Genomic DNA, 17,291 nt, shown 5'->3' on the forward strand with positions numbered 1-17,291 from the left:
ATCGCAATATGTCAGGATAATACACGGATATGCATTTATTTATGCATATATATGTGCATATTTTTACGAAAGCACATTGCTTTCCCCCGGTGCAGACCGCGGTAAATGCTGTCTTAGGCGGTGTGTCGGTACTTTGGCCGCCGCCCGGTGGTTTTCCGGTCCCCTGTCTGCTCCTGATAAAGATGCACAGCCTCCTGCAAAACGTCTGCACCCATAGTTTCCCCGCACGAATCCGCCCCTCTAGGCCAGCCGTTCTGCCATAAACGTGTACTTCGGGCATCTGGCCCGCTAAAAGCCCTTTCATGACATTTTCCCCATCCCTTTTTATTTAAAATCTATTGTATGTGGTAAATCATGGAAATACAAATCCTCTGTTGAAAGGCATTCATGTTGACACCCGCATGAAGCCGGTGTAAAGTGGCTGCAAAAGGAGCTGTTAAAAATGGATTCTATTTTTATGCGCACTAGTATCCGAAACTATCAGGTCAAACCGGTGGAACCGGAAAAACTGGAGCAGCTTTTAAAAGCTGGTATGGCGGCACCCTCTGCATGCAACCAGCAGCCATGGGGATTTTATGTAGTGCAGGACACCGTCACCCTGCGGAAGCTGTCCGAATGCAGTCCCTACTCCGCCTGTGCGGCACACGCCCCCGCCGCACTTGTACTTTGCATCCGCCGAGAAGGGCTTGTTTATGCAGAAGACGCTCCACTGGATATGAGCGCCTGCTGTGAAAATATCTTGCTGGAGGCGGCACAGCTTGGCCTTGGTGCTGTCTGGCTGGGCGTTTACCCGCAGCGGGACCGGATGCTTTCCGTAGCGAATGCCCTGCATCTTCCGGATACGCTGGAATCCTTTGCCATCGTGCCGGTGGGATATCCAACGGCGACCGCGGTGCAACAGGACCGTTTTGACCGTACCCGGATACACATTGTTTGACTGAAACATATAAGAACAGCCGAAGGGAGGCCAGCAGATATGCAGTCAAGCACTGCTCTTTTTCATTTGTTTTTCACCTATGAATCAGACCTGCCGGCAGGCTGTGGTTTTGCCCATTTCGGGTCGGCACATCTTTTGTGGCTGGGAATACTGGCAGCCGGCGGTGCCTTGTTTGAACACTGCTTTTCCCACCGGAACAGCCATTGGCGGACAATCGTTTCCCGCATCCTTGGTGCCGCGCTGGTACTTCTCATTGCTTTGCGTCTGCTGATTTTACAGCGAATCGGTCACCTGACTGTTTATGAGCTGCCGCTGCATTTGTGCAGTTTAGCGGGTATTTTATGTCTGCTGCACGCCTGTACCAGCTGGGATTGGCTGGGTCAGACTTTGTATGCGCTGTGTCTTCCGGGAACGCTTGCCGCACTGCTGCTGCCCAACTGGAATAGATATCCACCTCTTTCCTTTATCAGTATCCAAAGTTTTCTGTTTCACGGTTTGATTGTCCTATATGTACTGTGCCAGCTGCGTCAAGGAACCATTCACCCACAGCTTCAATATTTCTGGAAACCGCTTGTTTTTCTCATCATTCTTGTTCCGCCCATGTACCTGTTTAACCAGCATTTCGGGGCAAACTATCTTTTTATCAATGTACCGGAACCGGGAACACCTTTGGAATGGCTGGCTGGTTTTCTCGGAAATCCGGGTTATCTATTCGGCTATGCTGTACTGGTTCTGTTGGTAATGCGAATCATGTACCTGCTTCCGGCCGGACATAAAGAGAGTGCCCCTGGCTGATTGGGGAGCCAGAGGCACACTACGCAAAAATACGCAGCAAAAAAAGAGAAGCTTTGTATGTAGAAAAAACTTGTAAGCAAAATCAAAAGAGGCGCTGTGCTCATAATGAGTACAGCGCCTTCGCCGCAATATTAAATTATCGCTGGTATAGAAGGCAGGCAAAGCTTTATCAATCGTTCTTTCAGAACTTACAGAAGGTTTTCATCATAGTGGGCGCGCACGCCGCCGACAAACTTCGGCCGAGTACGTGCACACAGCAGTACCGCCTCACCGATATGGTCCATAGAAAGGCGCACCGGAACGGCCACTTCTTTTAAATGCATACCAATCAGCGTACCGCCGATATCCATGCCGCAGTCCGCACGCACATGTTCCACCGCAACCGGGTCGCTGAACCGCGCATAGGCTGTGGTGCCAAAAGAACCGCCGGCTTTGGGCTGCGGCACTACATTGACCTGTTCATATCCGAATTTTTCCGCAGCCTCGCGCTCAATAATCAGCGCACGGTTCAAATGCTCACAGCACTGCGCCGCCAGGAACAGGCCGCGCTTTTTTACCTGCTCATAAATGCCGTCAAAAAGCGCGGCAGCGGTTTCCACATTGCTGTCCGTGCCAATGCGATGCCCGCCGACTTCGCTGGAAGAGCAGCCTACGACCATCAGCTGTCCGGGGCGGACTTTTGCCTTATCCAGCAGCTCACCCGCGGCTTTCCCCGCCAGTGCACGCAAATCTTCCAAATTTTCGACCATAAAAGAACACCCTCCCTGCAGCTGTTACGGAATCAATTTTATGTTTTTATGAATACAGTATAGCACAAAGTACACCAAAGCGCACCCCTTTTCCTGTATTTTCACCGGCTGAGCATACGCCTGCCCAGCTGGGGCGCACAAAAAGACAGTTCTTTCTCTCTGCTTGCGGCCATTGAACTTTCTGCCCCGGATATGCTATAATAGGGGACGATTTTATGCTTTTCGATTTTTTGGACAGGAGAGTTAAATTTTGAACAAATACAAAAGGCTGTTGTCTAATACCCTGATTTTTGCGATTGGTACTTTCAGTTCTAAAATTCTTACCATACTAATGACGCGCTTCACGACCAGCGCGCTGGGCAGTGATTTTAACGCAGCCAGCAATATGCAGGATATCGGCAACGTGCTGATTCCTTTGTTTTCCCTGCAGATTGTCGATGGCGTTACCCGCTTTGGTCTGGACCGTCGATACAACAAAAAAGATGTTTTTACCGTTAGCCTGATTGTCACCTGTCTGGGCTCTCTGGTCCTGCTGTTTCTGTCACCGTTTCTGGAAAACATCTCCTGGTTAAGCTTTATGAAGGGGCGCAGTACGCTGGTGGCCGTTTTTGTGTTCACCTCTTCCCTGCGCAATATGTGCAGCCAGTTTGTACGGGCCCGAAATATGGTAAAGCTGTACGCGTTTGAGGGCATCTTTACGACCTTCACCACGGTTCTGTTCACACTGCTATTCCTGTATCCGCTGAAAATGGGCATTACCGGATTCATTCTGGGGATTATCATTCCGGACCTCATCGGCGCACTGCTCCTGTTCTGGGTTGCAGGGCTAGGAAAGTTTGTCCGCTTTAAGGGACTAAACCGTCTGACCGCTGCCCAAATGCTGAAATATTCCGCCCCGCTAATTCCCAACAAAGTCGCTTTTTGGCTGACAAACAGTTCCGACCGTATTATGGTTGGTCATTATCTGGACAAAGTAACTGCCAGTGCCTTTACCGGTGCCTACAAAATTCCAAACCTCATTTCCCTAGTCGTCAGCGTTTTCCTGGATGCCTGGCAGATGTCCTCTATTACAGAGGAAAAGGGCCGTGCGCGGTTCTTTACACAGGTGTTTCACGCGATGTCGGCCATTGTATTTGTCGGCAGTGCACTGGTCATTCTGCTGTGCCGGCCGCTTATGTCACTGCTGACGGCGCGCGGTTTCCACCAAGGCTGGGTATATATCCCCATTCTGGTGCTGTCTACGGCATTTTCCTGTCTCGCCAGTTTTCTCGGCACTGTTTATATGGTGGAAAAACGCAGCGTGAACAATATGATTACCACCATCATTGCGGCTGTCATCAACATTGTGTTAAACTTAATGCTGATTCCGCCCTATGGACCGCAGGGTGCCGCCATGGCTACGCTGGCCGCTTATGTGATTATGTTCCTAATACGTACAATTGATACCCGCCGCTTCATTCGTATTCATTTCAGTCCGCTGCGCCTGCTGGCAGAAAGCGCCCTGCTCGGTGCGGAAGCCCTGCTGATGATTCAAAGCGTCCGGCACAGCATCCTCTGGTGCAGCCTTCTCACACTGGTCATGCTGATTATCAACTACCGTCCGCTGGTGCAGTCGATGTGCAAAGTCCTTCCGGAAAAAGTAACGGACAAACTGCCGAACTGGGTTCTGTGCCGCAAAACACCGGCACGGCATTTGGCTGAGCCGAATACCAAAGCTCCGGCCGTACAGCGGAACTCCCACAGCCGCCGGGCCTTTGCACAGGATGAAGAATATGCTCGCAGCAGAACGGAAAAACGTCCCTCCCCACCAGCAGACCGTGACGGCTCCGTTCATGGGTCTTCCAAAAATATAATAGATGGTTTTGATTATGAAGCATATCTGCGTGATGAAGTAGAGAAAGAGGAAAAAGAGTTCTCCCACGACCGCTACCGTCACTGATACGCCGCTTGGACCACAACAAAATCAGAAGCCGTTAGCTGCAGAATATCTGCGGCCAACGGCTTTTTTTGCATAGAATAGATAAGAAAAGGGGCGGCTCAAAAGCCGTCCCCGGGAAATGAACTTATTTAGTTTCCGTCTTCTACACTGATTTCATCAAAGCGGTTTGTCAGGTCACGAACGTCCAGCACCTTCTTGTCCTCACCGGCGGCGTCCAGCATAATATGGCCGCGGTGCATCATCAGCAGCCGGTCACCGTAGGCCACCGCAAACTTCAGATTATGGGTAACCATCAGCATCGTCACATGCTTTTCTTTTGCCACACGCTGTGTCAGTTCCATCACATTTTCACTGGAATGCGGGTCCAGCGCCGCCGTATGTTCGTCCAGAATCAGCAGGTTGATTGGCGACATCGTCGCAATCAGCATTGCCAGCGCCTGCCGCTGCCCACCGGAAAGGCTGCCGACCTGCACACCCAGTTTATCTTCCAGTCCCATATGCAGCAGGGAAAGCTCCTCCCGATAATGCTGTGTCCTGCGGCGGTTGACACCCCGCTGCAGCAGAAACGAGCTGCCTTTGTTGTCCGCAAGAGCCATATTCTCCAGCACCGTCAATGAGGGGCAGGTCCCCATGGAAGGGTCCTGAAATACACGCCCGATAAATCGGGAACGCTCATATTCTTTCATCTTCGTAACCTGCCGGTCCCCCACATAAATCTCGCCGGAACCCAGCGGCAGGCTGCCGCACAGCAGGTTTAAAATTGTTGTCTTGCCGGAGCCGTTGCTGCCAACCACTGCCACAAAGCTTCCCTCTGCAATTTGCAGGTTAAAATCCTGAAACAGCACCACTTCATTGACAGAACCGGGATTGAAGGTTTTATAAATGTGCTCCATACGCACCAGCGGCTTTGCTTCAGGTGCGGTCAATTGTGACATAATGCTTCCCCCTCCCGGACGCAAATCGGCTTGCAACCAGTGCGATAACAAAGATAATGGACATCAGCATCTTGAGCCAGTTGGTATCCAGCCCCAGCTGCATGGCGACCGTCAGGCAGGCTCGGTACAAAATCATGCCGATAACGGCCATCATGGTCGGCCGCATCCGCTTCACACGGCTAAACAGCGATACGCCGATAATGACCGCCGCCAGCGACATAACCACCATGCCGGTGCCGGAAGTAACATCCGCGCTCTCCTTTTGCTGTGCCAGTACACAGCCGGAAAGGGCGGTCAGGCCGTTGCCTAAAATCAGACCCAAAATTTTCATGCGACCCGGGTCCTTGCCCAGCGAAACAACAAACTGAGAATTGCTGCCCGCTGCCCGCAGGAGCAGTCCGGAACGCGTTTTCAGGTAAATGTCGACGACCCATTTGACAACCATACATACGAGGAACGCCATGATGACCCAGCCCCATTGTCCAAGGGCATCATGCAGGGCACCACCCAGTCCGCTGCTGAAAATAGTTGGTGCATCAAAGAAGGAAAGTACTGCTTTTTTCCCTGTAATGGCCATATTGACGCTGTACAGCGCGGTCATTACCAGAATACCGGAAAGCAGGTCTGTAATATGCAGCCGTACATGCAGCAGTCCCGTCACAGCACCTGCGGCGGCACCCACCCCAAAACAGATAAGGCAGGCAAGCCATGGATTAACGCCGGCAGTAATTAGAGCAGCGGCACTGCACGCACCCAGCGGAAACGAGCCATCCACCGTCAGGTCCGGAAAATCCAGCACCTTATAGGTAATGTACACCCCTACCGCCATAATGCCATAAATAAAACCCTCACGCAGCACCACCTGCAAAAGGCCTAGAAAGATGTCCAAAGTTCAAGTCCCCCTCTATTCTTGTCAAAGCGGCCGGAAAAATCTGTCTCAGGCCGACTTCGTTGTCGTCGTTTTGGCAGCATCTTTGTATGCGGCAGGTACAGTCAGCTTCAGCTTTGTCAGCACATCGGTATTATAAATTGGTGTGCCGGTCTGTGTGGTGTACACCTTTGTGTCCTGCGGCTTCGCTTCCCCCTTCAGAATTTTGCCGGCAATTTTGCCGGTTTCTTCGCCCAGCGCTGTATAGTCAATACTGACCGAGCCGAGGCAGCCGCCGCGCACCTGTTCCTCTTCAGAGCCAAACACCGGAATGCCCGCCTTATTGGCCGCCTGCAGCTCACTCTTCATGTTATTGACGACATTGTTGTCCGTAAAGTTATTAAAGCAGTCCACACCTTTGGCGACCAATACCTGTGCGCCGGATGCCACTTCGCTGTCGTTGGTGACGCCCTGACCGACAACCTCAAAGTTGTATTTCGGGGCAATTTTTTTCAGGCGTTCCAGTGTGGAAACGGAGTTCGGCTCACTGGTCGTGTAAAGGACGCCAATTTTCTTTGCTTTCGGCAGGAACGCACGAATCATTTTAACCTGTGCCTCCAGCGGAAGCTGGTCGCTGCTGCCGGTCGCCACACTGCCGGGATGGTCCAAGCTCTTCACCAATTTGGCCGATACCGGATCGCTGACCGCGGTGAACACCACCGGAATATCGTTGCTCTTTGCCGCCGAATAGGCACTCATGGCCGCCGGTGTTGCAATCGCCCCGAGTAAATCGTATTTTTTGTTTGCCATTGTCTGCGCCTGTGTGTCCGCCGTTGCCGTTTCGGCCTGTGCGTTCTGGAAATCAATGGTCAGATTTTTGTCTTTCACAAAACCTTCGTCCTGCAATCCCTTTAAAAATCCCTTATAGCAGTTGTCCAGTGAAGGAACCGTGGTGAACTGAATAACACCAATTTTTTTGCTGCCCTCTGCCGTACCGGCAGAACCGGATATACCAGAAGTACCGCTTCCTCCGCAGGCTGTACAGGCCAGTGCCATGGCACCTGCAAGAGCTGCCGCCAGAAAACGTTTCCCATACTTTTTCATCATAAATGCCTCCCTATTCTCTCTTTTGTGAAAATGACTGCGGAAAATGTACGGACAGATAAATAAAAAAGCTCCTGCCCCTGCTGTAAAAACAGGGACAAGAGCTGATAAATGACAAACTCCTGCGGTACCACCCGGATTGGCGCTGCCTCGCGGCCGCGCCCGCTTTGCCGCACACAATATGTATGTGCGCTTTCCTTGTAACGGGGAAAGGTTCCGTCGCCCCTACTGGGCCCAAGGCCGTTCGGTTTGCCCTCAAAAGTCCATTCCGCCCGCTGTGACCATACCACGCTCTCAGCTCTGCGCAGTTCTCTGTAATGGCACCTGCCGGCGTACTCGTCTTTCTCTTAGGTTTCATCTATTTCATTTTGATTAGATTTATCATAGAACAGTCCGGCATATTTGTCAAGCATCAATTTCAACACAGCAGCGCTTTTTAGTGGAAAATCCTTTGTGTTCCGCTTGAAATTTGACATTTTGCACGATATGGTATATAATATATAAAATATTTTTGTATTATTTTATAGAGGAGAGGTGTGTCTTTATGCAAAACATCATTACCATTTCTCGCCAATACGGCAGCGGTGGCCGGCAAATCGGCCAGGAACTCGCCAAACGGCTGCAGGTTCCCTATTATGACAAGCAGCTGGTGGCACTTGCCGCCAAACGAAGCGGTATCAGCGAAACATTTTTTCATTCCGCGGACGAACGGCACGCCAGCAGTCTGCTGTATTCGCTGGTCATGGGCAATTACTGTTTCGGAATGCCCAGTGTAACCACCAACCTGCCGCTTAACGACCAGCTCTTCCTTTTGCAGGAACAAATTATCAAAGAGGCTGCACAAAAAGGTCCCTGTGTCATTGTCGGCCGCTGTGCGGATTACATTCTGCGTAGTCACCCGCATGTGTTCCGCGTATTTTTGCACGCTGACCGTGATTTCCGTATTCAGCACGCAATTAATGACTATGGAATCAGCCCCCAAAAAGCGCCGGAAACCATTGATAAAATAGACAAAGAGCGCGCCGCCTACTGTAATTTTTACACAAGCCAGCGCTGGGGCAATGCCGCGAACTATGACCTATGCCTCAATACCACCCATATTGGTTTGGAAGGTGCGGTACAGCTGATTATCGACGCCAGCAATATGAATCAGGACTAACGAGGCTTTCGCTTCATGGCCCGCACCGCGGTTTTCTGCTCCGGCGTTGCCCGACGGGACTCGATTATTTTTTGTAATGCCTGATTATAAACCGCATCGCTTAAATGACTGTGCCGCAGATATTCTCCAGTTATCTCCGGACAGTGTACATAAAAAACCGACACCGCCCACGCTGCCGCCATACCAGCATAATATGCTGTGCTGCGCATGTTGTCCAACAGCTGAAGCGCCTTTCCGGCGTATTCCGGTGCGGCAAAATGGTCCAGCAGCATGACGGCACCAAAGCGGGCAAAATATTCCCGCTCACTCCGTACATAAGGTGTTACGAACCGCCACATCTGCTGCGGGTACCGGTTCGCAACTTTCAGCCCAACACAGAAGCTGTCGCATATTGACCAGTTGTCGATTTTTGGAAGGAACTGCTGAATCCACGGTATGGCCTCCTCCGGCGTTTTCGCCGCACGGCCAATGACCATTCCCTGCAGCATGATTTCTTCAAACCACCGGTCCGGGCAGGTTTGCAGGAACGCCTGCCAATCCCCTTTCGATATTTTTCCGGCCATCTGCCGCAGCTTTGGAAGGCGGACACCCAGCATCCCTTCGGCCGCAGCCTGCGGCAGCAGCCGGCTGGAAAAGTCTCGATACTTTGGCTCCGCCATACACTGCAGTTCCTCTTCTATTTCCGGTATGGTCATAAGGACTGCGCCTCTTTCTTTTCCATTTGCAGCAAGAAGGCCTTCGCGTCAAGGCCGGCACCAAAACCGGTCAGGCTGCCGTTCTGCCCAATCACACGGTGACACGGCACCACAATCAGCAACGGGTTGCGGTGACAGGCCATTCCCACCGCCCGACAAGCACGTGGTTGGCCGACCGCCTGTGCCACCTGTCCATAAGTCCGTGTTTCACCATATGGAATTTTCCGCAGAGCTTCCCACACGTCCCGCTGGAACGCCGTTCCCTCGGGGGAAAGAGGCAAAGAAAACATCTTTCGTCTGCCCGCGAAGTAGTCCGCTATCTGCCCCGCTGCCGTTTGCAGCAGGGGCGTTTCTTTTTGTGTGCAGCCATTCGGAAGTATATTCGTTAGGGATACCCCGCACAGACCCGCATCATTTGCCGTCAGCAGCAGTGGGCCAATGGGACTTTTACAAAAAGCAGACGTATACAAAATGCGCTTCCCCCTTCTTTTAAAAAGCAAAAAGCCGCAGCCCGACAGTACCGGCCACGGCAGCAAAACCGATTGCTTGTTTAATCTTTTTTGTGCTGATAGCAATGTATGGAAATAACAATGGAAATGACATTTGCGAGGATAGTCGCCGCAAAAATAATCCCAAAAACGAGATTTGTCAAAGACGGCTTCGCGAGGGACTGTTTTTCCGCCATATAGAAAAAGAAACCCAAAGCGCCAAAGATAACAAAGAAAATAATCATAAAGAGCATCCGGCCTTTTTCCACACCCATAGAAATCAGCATGGGTGTCTGGATTGCCAGCAGGACCAGTGCCATACAAATACTGGCCAATACGGTTATTCCAAAATCTTCAAACGCATTGCTGTGGGTAACGATGCTTTTAACAGCAGTGACAGTCGCTGAAAACGCCGCGGCAATGCCGACACCGCAGTATCCCATAACATACTTGCTTAAAACAACATCTCTGGGTGAATAGGGCATCATACGCACCAATGTGTCCCATTTGGAACGTTCATCATAAGCCATGGCACTAATCGGCAGCATGGCCGCATACAGAATGGCAAAAACCGTCATGGTGACATTGGGAATCAGCGAGAAAAACAAAATGAGTATCAGAAAAACTTTCATCTGTTTTGTAATAACATACCAATCTTTCAGCATTAGCGCGCTCATATCCGGTGCTCCTTTCTTCCCAGAAAAACAATAATGTCTTCGATACTGATGTGCTCTGCCTTGACACCGGCGGGCAAACGGTCCCGCAGGACCATTGCTTCCACACCGTAGTCACTGATGCGCACACCGCCCTGAACCGCACCTGCCGGAAGGTGCTCCAGCTCTTCCCGCGTACCATTTACCAAACCGTAGGTTTCCAGCAGACGGTCCTTCTCCTCGCAGAACAGCAGCTTTCCCTGATGCAAAAAAGCAATGTAATCACATAGTTTTTCCAAGTCACTGACAATGTGGGAGGACATCAGAATCGAATGATCCTTGCTGCGGGTAAAGTCATTAAAAATATCCAGAATTTCATCACGGGCAATCGGGTCCAGTCCGCCGGTCGCCTCATCCAGCACCAGCAGCTTTGGGTGATGGGACAGCGCCACGGCAATGGCGAGCTTCATCTTCATGCCGCGCGAAAAATCCTTAAACTGCTTTTTGTCTGGCAAATTGAATTTTTTTAGGTATGTGCTGTACTGCGCTTCGTCCCAATGGGCAAACGTGCGCTTCATCACCTGATTCACCTGCCGTGCGTTCAGCACTTCCGGAAAATTCGCTTCATCCATCACCACACCAATATCCTGCTTAACCGCATAAAACTGAGGTGTACGGTTGTCTACGCCCAGCACGGTTACCTCTCCGCTATCCCGCGGTATCGTATTCATCAATAGGCGAATGGTGGTACTTTTTCCGGCGCCGTTTTCACCAATCAGTCCCAGAATGCTGCCGGACGGCAGACTGAAGCTGACATTGTCCAGCGCAAAGTCCGCATAGTTTTTGGTAAGGCCATGTAGTTTCAAAGCGTCCATTGTCTGTTTACTCCTTTTTCAGTGTCTGATAAATTTCCAGCAGTTCGCTGTCGCTCAGTCCGCATTCCCGGGCAAGCGCTTGTGTCCGCAGCAGCAGCGCGTAAAGCTGCTCCAGCTTTTCCTTTGGCGGCGGCTGCGGCAGCGTTTTTTTTGCGACGAAGCAGCCTTTTCCCGCCACTGTGTATAGGAACCCCTCCCGCTCCAGCTCCTCATAGGCATGCTTGGTGGTAATTACACTAATGCGCAGGTCCTTTGCCAGCGAACGAATAGAGGGCAGCATTTCATTGGGGTGCAGGCTGCCGGAACGTATCTGTCTCTTGATTTGAATACATATCTGACTGTAAATAGGCCGATTTCCTGTGCGATCCACCCATAGTTTCAAGTGCGCCCCCCCTGTTCATATCTGTATATGCACAGTATACACAGTCCAGCATTAGCTGTCAAGCGAACTTCACAGAAAAGTACCATTTTCTTTTCTGCCCTTCTATGCTATACTGTGAAAGCAAAACAATGCAGAAGGAGTGAAAAGCATGAAATGGGGCAAAAAAAGTCAAGAGGACCCCTCTATGAATGATACACAATACATTCCCACCCATTCCCGCGGCACTAGAAGTCAACACAGCGATGGAAACGGGCAGAACTATCCGCCCTATCCGGAAGACGACCGAAACTACGATGACCGCACTTATCCGGACGACCGAAGCTACGATGACCATGCTTATCCGGACGACCGAAGCTACGACGACCGTGCTTATCCGGACGACCGAAGCTACGACGACCGCGCTTATCCGGACGACCGAAGCTACGATGACCGCGCTTATCCGCAGGACAGCGATGATGGTTACGATAACTATTATGAGGACCAGCGTCAGCCAGTCGCCGATCCCGGCAGAGGAAACCGGCCTATGTGGCTGATTGGTGTGATTGTCGCTGTGATTGTGGTTGCATTGCTGTTCGCTGTTCTGGGACATTCCTGCGGTGCGTCCGGTACAGCATCTTCCGAAACGTCCTCTGCCAGTGTATCTTCCGCTGTCAGCGATAACGCAGACAGCATCGCTGACCAGGACAACGGTGGTCAGCAGGCCGACAACAATACCGGCACTGCCAGCCGCCGCCGAGCCAGCGAAGACAAAACGAACGGCGGTCAAAATAATACCGGAAATACTCAAAATAACAACGGCGGCACCTCAGCCAGCCGCTCCTCTCGCCACAGCAGCACCACACAGGGCGGTTCTTCCTCTAAAAAACAGCCTTCGGTGGAAAGCAGCAAAGCACCAGAAAGCACTGTTTCGGAAAAACCTGAAAGTCAAACATCTGAAGCTCCCGCTTCCAGCACAGAACCGGAGCAGCCTTCCCAAACTGCTTCCGCTACAGGCGGGAATACACAGAATGCCAATCATGCAGACAACGATACCAACTGAGCAGGAAAATCCGAAACAAAGAAACGAAACCGTATGAAAAAACGCGCTGCCAAAAAGCAGCGCGTTTTCTTTATATCTTGAGGTAATCAATAATTTTACGTTTGTAGTCAAGAAAGGTATTGCTCAGCAGGAACTCCCGTGTGCGTGGGCGCGGAACCGTAATTGGCATTTCCGCGATAATATGCCCCGGCCTTCCAGACAGAATATAGACACGGTCAGAAAGCAAAATGGCCTCATCTATATCGTGCGTAATGAACAGCGTGGAAAGCTCTATCTTCTGCATGACATTCAAGTACCATGTGTGCATGGCATCCTTTGTGATGGTATCCAACGCTGAAAAGGGCTCGTCCAGCAAAGCGACGCCTTCACTGCCCAGATAGGTGCGCAGCAGGGCGGCACGCTGACGCATACCACCAGAAAGCTGTGCCGGCCACTTTTTTTGTGTGCCCTCCAGCCCAAATTCCGCAAAATACGCACCTGCCTTTTGGCGGGCTTCTTTTTTAGGCATTCCGTGCAGGATAAGTGGCAGCGCCGTATTGTCCACCACTGTATGGTACGGCAGCAGCAGATCTTTCTGCAGCATATAAGAAACATGGCCGGCGTAACCGGTGATTTCCTTTCCTTTCAGGAATACATGGCCGCAGTCGGGCAGCATCAGTCCGGAAATGATATTAAACAGTGTCGTTTTCCCGGCACCGCTAACACCCAGCAGGCTGACAATTTCCTGGTCCCGCAGCTCGATACTTACGTCTTCCAAAATTTTAGTGCCGTCATAGCTTTTGGAAATGCCTTTTGCGGTCAGTTTTGTTTCCATAAGGCCGCTCCTTACTTACCGAGGTAATCATTTGAGAAACCGGTATTTGCCGGAATTTCCTTACTGATAAGTTTGTTCTGATACAGCCACTTATAGAAAGCATTCCAGCGGGAAGGTGTAATATAGCCCCACTGGCTGGCATCTGCCTGGTACTGATTTTTCAGCCATTCCTGGCTCTTATAAATCAGCTTTTCATTGCTCTTTAGGTCCGGCACCTGCTGAATAAGAATCTTTGCGGCGGCATCCGGGTCTTTAATGGCGTATTCATAGCCTTTCTTGCAGGCGGCCATAAACTTTTTGGCGGTTTCCGGCTCTTTTTTCAGGAAAGCGTTGTTGGCAATAATGACTGGTGTGTAGCAGTCTAATACGGGGTCAATATCTTTGAAGGCAAAGAAGTTCAGCTTAACGCCTTTTACTTCACCGGCAATGCCATCCCAGCCATAATAAATCCACGCTGTGTCGGCATTGGTCTGAATCTGCACGATAGAGTTGTCACCGGAAGGAACCATTTTCACTTTGGAATAATCGCCACCGTCTTTGTTGACGATGTACTTAACCATGCCTTTTTCCACCGGTGTATCCCACGTTGCGTAGGAATGGTTTGTCATATCTTTCGGGCGGGTGATATTTTTGCTCTTGACGGACGCAATACCGGAAGTATTATGCTGAATAATCGCCGCTACGGCGGTAATCGGCAGTGGGGTTGCAGAGGTCAGTGCGGAAGCCATATCCGTGTCCTGGAAACCAACACCAAACTGTGCGTTACCGGAACCAACCAATGCTGCGGTGCCGGACTCCGGCGGCTGTTCAATTTCCACGTCTAGGCCCGCATCTTTAAAATAACCCAGAGCCTGCGCCACATAAATGCCTGTATGGTCTGTATTCGGGGTATAGTCCAAAACGAATTTGATTTTCTCCAGCTTGCCGTCGGCCGCGGAAGAGGCAGCCGTACCGGAAGCTGTACCGGATGCAGCCGAGGATGCCGCACCGCCCGCGCAGGCAGTCATCGAAACAGCCATGGCGGCTGCCAATACACCGGCAATCAGGGATTTTCCAAACTTTTTCATATTTTCAGGAACTCCTTTTAGAACTCTATTGATGGAACGAATCGGAATCTGCTTCAGGCAGACTTTTCTTTCCGGCGTTTGCGGTCCCACGGCATGCACAGCCGCTGTACCACATCTACCAGTTTCATTAAAATTAGACTGATAATGGATACGAGGAAGATAACCGCAAACATGCGGTCGTAGGCATAGCTCTTTCGTACGCGCGTCATATATACGCCAAGGCCGGAGTTGCCGCCCAGCCACTCTGCCACAACCGCACCAATCACCGAATAGGAAACGCTGATGCGCAGGCCAGAAAAGAAGTTGTTAAGGGAACTTGGAATTTTTACATGGCAGAAAATCTGCCATCGGCTGCTGCCCATGGTACGCATCAGGTTAATCACGTCTGGGTCGGCACTGTCAAATCCATTGAGCAGACCAACCGCAATGGGAAAGTAACAGGAAATGACAACCAGAACAATTTTCGGCGTCATATCATAACCGAGCCACAGCACCAGCAGCGGTGCAATAGCCACCGTCGGCACCGTTTGGGTTAAAATCAAAATTGGGTACAGGCTTTTCTTCACCAAGCGAAAACGGTCCATTAAAAAAGCTGAAAGAAATGCCAAAATTACCGCAATCAGCATGCCCCAAAATGTTTCCTGCAAAGACGTGGAGGCATTGTACATCAAAGACGAAAAGTCATCAATGAATGCCTGCACAACCTGCACCGGACTTGGCAGCATAAAGTTCGGCACAACATTAAAGGAAACAACCGACTGCCATACAATCAAAATGATAACGATGAGAAAAATTGGGGAGAGCTTATCTGTGATACTTTGTAACTTTCTGCGCAATCGTCAGGACCCCTCCCTGCGGCTTGTAGCTGATTTTTACGTAGGAAGCAACCTGCGGACAGCCCGCCTTAACGGCAATGTACTGGCACTGTTTCACAATCTCCATCAGCTGCTCATAGTCGCCTTCCATTGTGGTTTCAAACGGGCCAACATAATAATTAACGCCGGTGCTCTTAATATAAGCAATCACTTCGTCAACAATGCGGACAACCTCTTCGTCGGTACCGACCTGTGGCAGCACCTGAATGGCAACACTTGCGGGGAATTCTTCTTTCATTTTACAATCTCCTTCGTTTTTTGCAGAAATCTGCTGTAAAGAATAATAGGAAAAGTGATACCGGCCGAATAGGCAGCAAAAAGCCGCCTGTACCCGGAAAAGGTACAGGCGGCGGCTAAAAACCCGATTGTATGTTACCTCCGCCGGTATTATCCGGATCAGGCCAAAGGGTCCGGAATTTCTCCCGTCTCAGCCAAGCCCCGTAAGGCCAAGCGCCCCATTTATAAGAACGGTTTTATTGTACAGCAGGAAAGCCATTTTGTCAAATCTTGTAGAAAAGGGACACCCGTTACTCCTTGTACTTTGCCGCTGCCGCCAGCAGGTCCCGCAGGATTGGTCCGGCAGAGTTAATGCCGAAAGAATCCGTGTGTTCCACAACCACTGCCGCAGCGTAAGGTGTGCTTTCATTGGATGAAAAAGCGACCATCCAGCCGTTATTCCCGCGGCCGCTGCCCAGTTCCGCTGTACCGGTCTTTGCGCACACGCTGTCGATGCCGTCAAAGGAATCATCACCGTAGGCAATCTTCACGTTGCCGCGCATATAGTTTTTCAACCGGCTGGCTACATCCGAGCTCATCAGCTGCTTGCCAGTCTTCACACTGCCAAACTTGTTTTTATCGGTCAGGTCACCGCTGACGCCTTTAATCACGCGCAGTTCCTGCGGGGAACCACCGTTGGCGATTGCCCCTAATAGACGCACCATATAGCCGGGGCTGACCTGGTCCGTATACTGTCCAGTGCCGGACCAGCCCAGCTGGTTTTTGCTTGCTTTACTCACATCATAGCTGCCCTTTGCTGCATTCAGTGTATCCACCGTATAACCAGAATTCACACCGAGCGCATTGGCTGCAGCGGTCATTTTATCTTTGCCCATTTCCATGGCAAGCGTTGCAAACGTGACATTACAGGAATTTGCGAACGCGTGCTGGAAGTTTTGCGTACCATGCTGCTCGCGGTTTGTACAGGTAATATCGTTGCCCTCTACCTTAATGGCACCGTGGCAGGTAAACATGCGGCTGTCCAAATCCGGAATGTTTTGTATAGCAGCAGCTGCCGTTACAATCTTAAAAATAGAGCCAGGCGTCAGCTGGCCGGAAAGGACCTTATTGACATAAACACCGCTGTACTTGGAATTAGTTTGCAAATTACTGGGTGGGTCGGATGGGTCAAATGTAGGCGTACTGACCATGCACAAAATTTCACCGGTGCGCCAGTTGGTCAAAACCGCGGCACCCTTTCGTCCCGCAAGTGCATTGTATGCCAACTTGTTTAAACGGCTGTCCACAGTAAGGGAAATGGTGCCGCCCGTTTTGGAGGGGTGCACGTCCGTCAATCCAGTAACAATGTTATAACCAGTTAGTTCCGTTTTAAAGGCATTTTGTACACCGGTGGAGATGTTGCCGGCAGAGTCGCCTACCAAATGCAGCGTTGCCTTCCGCACTGTTTCACTGTCCGCATAGGTGCGCTTCCCGTTTTTGGTAGACACCAGTTTTACACCGTTGCGGTCCGCTACAGTGCCGTCCGCCACAGTAGAAGTGCCATTCAGATGCGCATTGTAAGGCTGCATGGCCCATTTGCTTCCCTGTGTGACATACTGGTACAAAAAGGTACACAGCCCCGCAGTAAACAAAAGCAGAAAAAAGAACAGAAACAAAGAACGCTTGCCGGTTGTTTTCATG

At 50.9% G+C, this 17,291-nt stretch carries 19 protein-coding genes; 5 read left to right on the plus strand and 14 right to left on the minus strand.

Going from position 1 to position 17,291, the window contains the following annotated elements; all coding sequences use genetic code 11:
• The first annotated feature begins 442 nt into the window (after window positions 1-442).
• Together GJQ69_RS08155 and GJQ69_RS08160 are read left to right on the plus strand one after the other, a co-directional pair.
• Window positions 443-937, plus strand: coding sequence for a nitroreductase family protein (locus GJQ69_RS08155; RefSeq protein ID WP_086035225.1), 495 nt, complete (start codon window positions 443-445; stop codon window positions 935-937).
• 39 nt (window positions 938-976) lie between these two features.
• On the plus strand, window positions 977-1,732 hold the full coding sequence (locus GJQ69_RS08160; RefSeq protein WP_086035224.1) for a YwaF family protein: 756 nt from the start codon (window positions 977-979) through the stop codon (window positions 1,730-1,732).
• Window positions 1,733-1,920: 188 nt separating this feature from the next.
• Here GJQ69_RS08160 and GJQ69_RS08165 read toward each other — a convergent pair whose 3' ends face one another.
• Complete coding sequence (locus tag GJQ69_RS08165; protein WP_086035223.1) at window positions 1,921-2,481, minus strand: TIGR01440 family protein; 561 nt, start codon at window positions 2,479-2,481, stop codon at window positions 1,921-1,923.
• 250 nt (window positions 2,482-2,731) lie between these two features.
• Here GJQ69_RS08165 and GJQ69_RS08170 point away from each other — a divergent pair, with 250 nt between their 5' ends.
• Window positions 2,732-4,420: a lipopolysaccharide biosynthesis protein gene (locus GJQ69_RS08170; protein WP_086035222.1), complete on the plus strand. Its 1,689-nt coding sequence runs from the start codon at window positions 2,732-2,734 to the stop codon at window positions 4,418-4,420.
• Between the two features lie 128 nt (window positions 4,421-4,548).
• Here GJQ69_RS08170 and GJQ69_RS08175 read toward each other — a convergent pair whose 3' ends face one another.
• The 3 genes from GJQ69_RS08175 to GJQ69_RS08185 are packed head-to-tail and all read right to left on the minus strand — an operon-like array spanning window position 4,549 to window position 7,330.
• A complete protein-coding gene (locus GJQ69_RS08175; protein WP_433406498.1) occupies window positions 4,549-5,355 on the minus strand; it encodes an ABC transporter ATP-binding protein in 807 nt (268 codons plus the stop codon).
• Window positions 5,333-6,244 (minus strand): ABC transporter permease, encoded by a 912-nt coding sequence (locus GJQ69_RS08180; protein WP_086035221.1) that lies wholly within the window; start codon window positions 6,242-6,244, stop codon window positions 5,333-5,335. The genes GJQ69_RS08175 and GJQ69_RS08180 overlap by 23 nt, the downstream gene beginning before the upstream one ends.
• A 48-nt stretch (window positions 6,245-6,292) precedes the next feature.
• Window positions 6,293-7,330: an ABC transporter substrate-binding protein gene (locus GJQ69_RS08185; protein WP_236849674.1), complete on the minus strand. Its 1,038-nt coding sequence runs from the start codon at window positions 7,328-7,330 to the stop codon at window positions 6,293-6,295.
• 541 nt (window positions 7,331-7,871) lie between these two features.
• Between GJQ69_RS08185 and GJQ69_RS08190 the strand changes: the two genes are divergently transcribed.
• Complete coding sequence (locus GJQ69_RS08190; RefSeq protein WP_086035218.1) at window positions 7,872-8,486, plus strand: cytidylate kinase-like family protein; 615 nt, start codon at window positions 7,872-7,874, stop codon at window positions 8,484-8,486.
• Here GJQ69_RS08190 and GJQ69_RS08195 read toward each other — a convergent pair.
• From GJQ69_RS08195 to GJQ69_RS08215, 5 genes are all read right to left on the minus strand, one after another.
• Window positions 8,483-9,181: a DNA alkylation repair protein gene (locus GJQ69_RS08195; RefSeq protein ID WP_086035217.1), complete on the minus strand. Its 699-nt coding sequence runs from the start codon at window positions 9,179-9,181 to the stop codon at window positions 8,483-8,485. The genes GJQ69_RS08190 and GJQ69_RS08195 overlap by 4 nt on opposite strands.
• A complete protein-coding gene (locus GJQ69_RS08200; RefSeq protein WP_338031345.1) occupies window positions 9,178-9,651 on the minus strand; it encodes a methylated-DNA--[protein]-cysteine S-methyltransferase in 474 nt (157 codons plus the stop codon). The genes GJQ69_RS08195 and GJQ69_RS08200 overlap by 4 nt, the downstream gene beginning before the upstream one ends.
• 80 nt (window positions 9,652-9,731) lie before the next feature.
• Window positions 9,732-10,346: an ABC-2 transporter permease gene (locus tag GJQ69_RS08205; protein WP_086035216.1), complete on the minus strand. Its 615-nt coding sequence runs from the start codon at window positions 10,344-10,346 to the stop codon at window positions 9,732-9,734.
• Window positions 10,343-11,197 carry an ABC transporter ATP-binding protein gene (locus GJQ69_RS08210; RefSeq protein WP_086035215.1) on the minus strand — a complete coding sequence of 285 codons (855 nt, stop codon included), beginning with the start codon at window positions 11,195-11,197 and terminating at the stop codon, window positions 10,343-10,345. The genes GJQ69_RS08205 and GJQ69_RS08210 overlap by 4 nt, the downstream gene beginning before the upstream one ends.
• Window positions 11,198-11,204: 7 nt before the next feature.
• The gene (locus GJQ69_RS08215) at window positions 11,205-11,579 is read right to left on the minus strand and encodes a GntR family transcriptional regulator (protein WP_086035214.1); all 375 of its coding nucleotides are present in this window, start codon (window positions 11,577-11,579) and stop codon (window positions 11,205-11,207) included.
• 148 nt (window positions 11,580-11,727) lie between these two features.
• On the opposite strand from GJQ69_RS08215, the gene GJQ69_RS08220 reads away from it, so the two are divergent.
• Window positions 11,728-12,618, plus strand: coding sequence for a hypothetical protein (locus tag GJQ69_RS08220; RefSeq protein ID WP_086035213.1), 891 nt, complete (start codon window positions 11,728-11,730; stop codon window positions 12,616-12,618).
• 70 nt (window positions 12,619-12,688) lie between these two features.
• On the opposite strand, the gene GJQ69_RS08225 is transcribed toward GJQ69_RS08220, so the two are convergent.
• The 5 genes from GJQ69_RS08225 to GJQ69_RS08245 form a co-directional block, all read right to left on the minus strand.
• Window positions 12,689-13,432 carry an ABC transporter ATP-binding protein gene (locus tag GJQ69_RS08225; RefSeq protein ID WP_086035212.1) on the minus strand — a complete coding sequence of 248 codons (744 nt, stop codon included), beginning with the start codon at window positions 13,430-13,432 and terminating at the stop codon, window positions 12,689-12,691.
• 11 nt (window positions 13,433-13,443) lie between these two features.
• Window positions 13,444-14,499: an ABC transporter substrate-binding protein gene (locus tag GJQ69_RS08230; protein ID WP_086035211.1), complete on the minus strand. Its 1,056-nt coding sequence runs from the start codon at window positions 14,497-14,499 to the stop codon at window positions 13,444-13,446.
• A 53-nt stretch (window positions 14,500-14,552) separates the two neighbouring features.
• Window positions 14,553-15,335, minus strand: a complete 783-nt coding sequence (locus GJQ69_RS08235; protein ID WP_086035210.1) for an ABC transporter permease — start codon at window positions 15,333-15,335, stop codon at window positions 14,553-14,555.
• Window positions 15,304-15,612 (minus strand): thiamine-binding protein, encoded by a 309-nt coding sequence (locus tag GJQ69_RS08240; RefSeq protein WP_086035209.1) that lies wholly within the window; start codon window positions 15,610-15,612, stop codon window positions 15,304-15,306. The genes GJQ69_RS08235 and GJQ69_RS08240 overlap by 32 nt, the downstream gene beginning before the upstream one ends.
• A 289-nt stretch (window positions 15,613-15,901) precedes the next feature.
• Window positions 15,902-17,290, minus strand: coding sequence for a penicillin-binding transpeptidase domain-containing protein (locus GJQ69_RS08245; RefSeq protein ID WP_086035208.1), 1,389 nt, complete (start codon window positions 17,288-17,290; stop codon window positions 15,902-15,904).
• Window position 17,291: the final 1 nt, after the last annotated feature.

This window comes from Caproicibacterium lactatifermentans, assembly GCF_013315815.1.
In the GTDB taxonomy this organism is placed as follows: domain Bacteria; phylum Bacillota; class Clostridia; order Oscillospirales; family Acutalibacteraceae; genus Caproicibacterium; species Caproicibacterium lactatifermentans.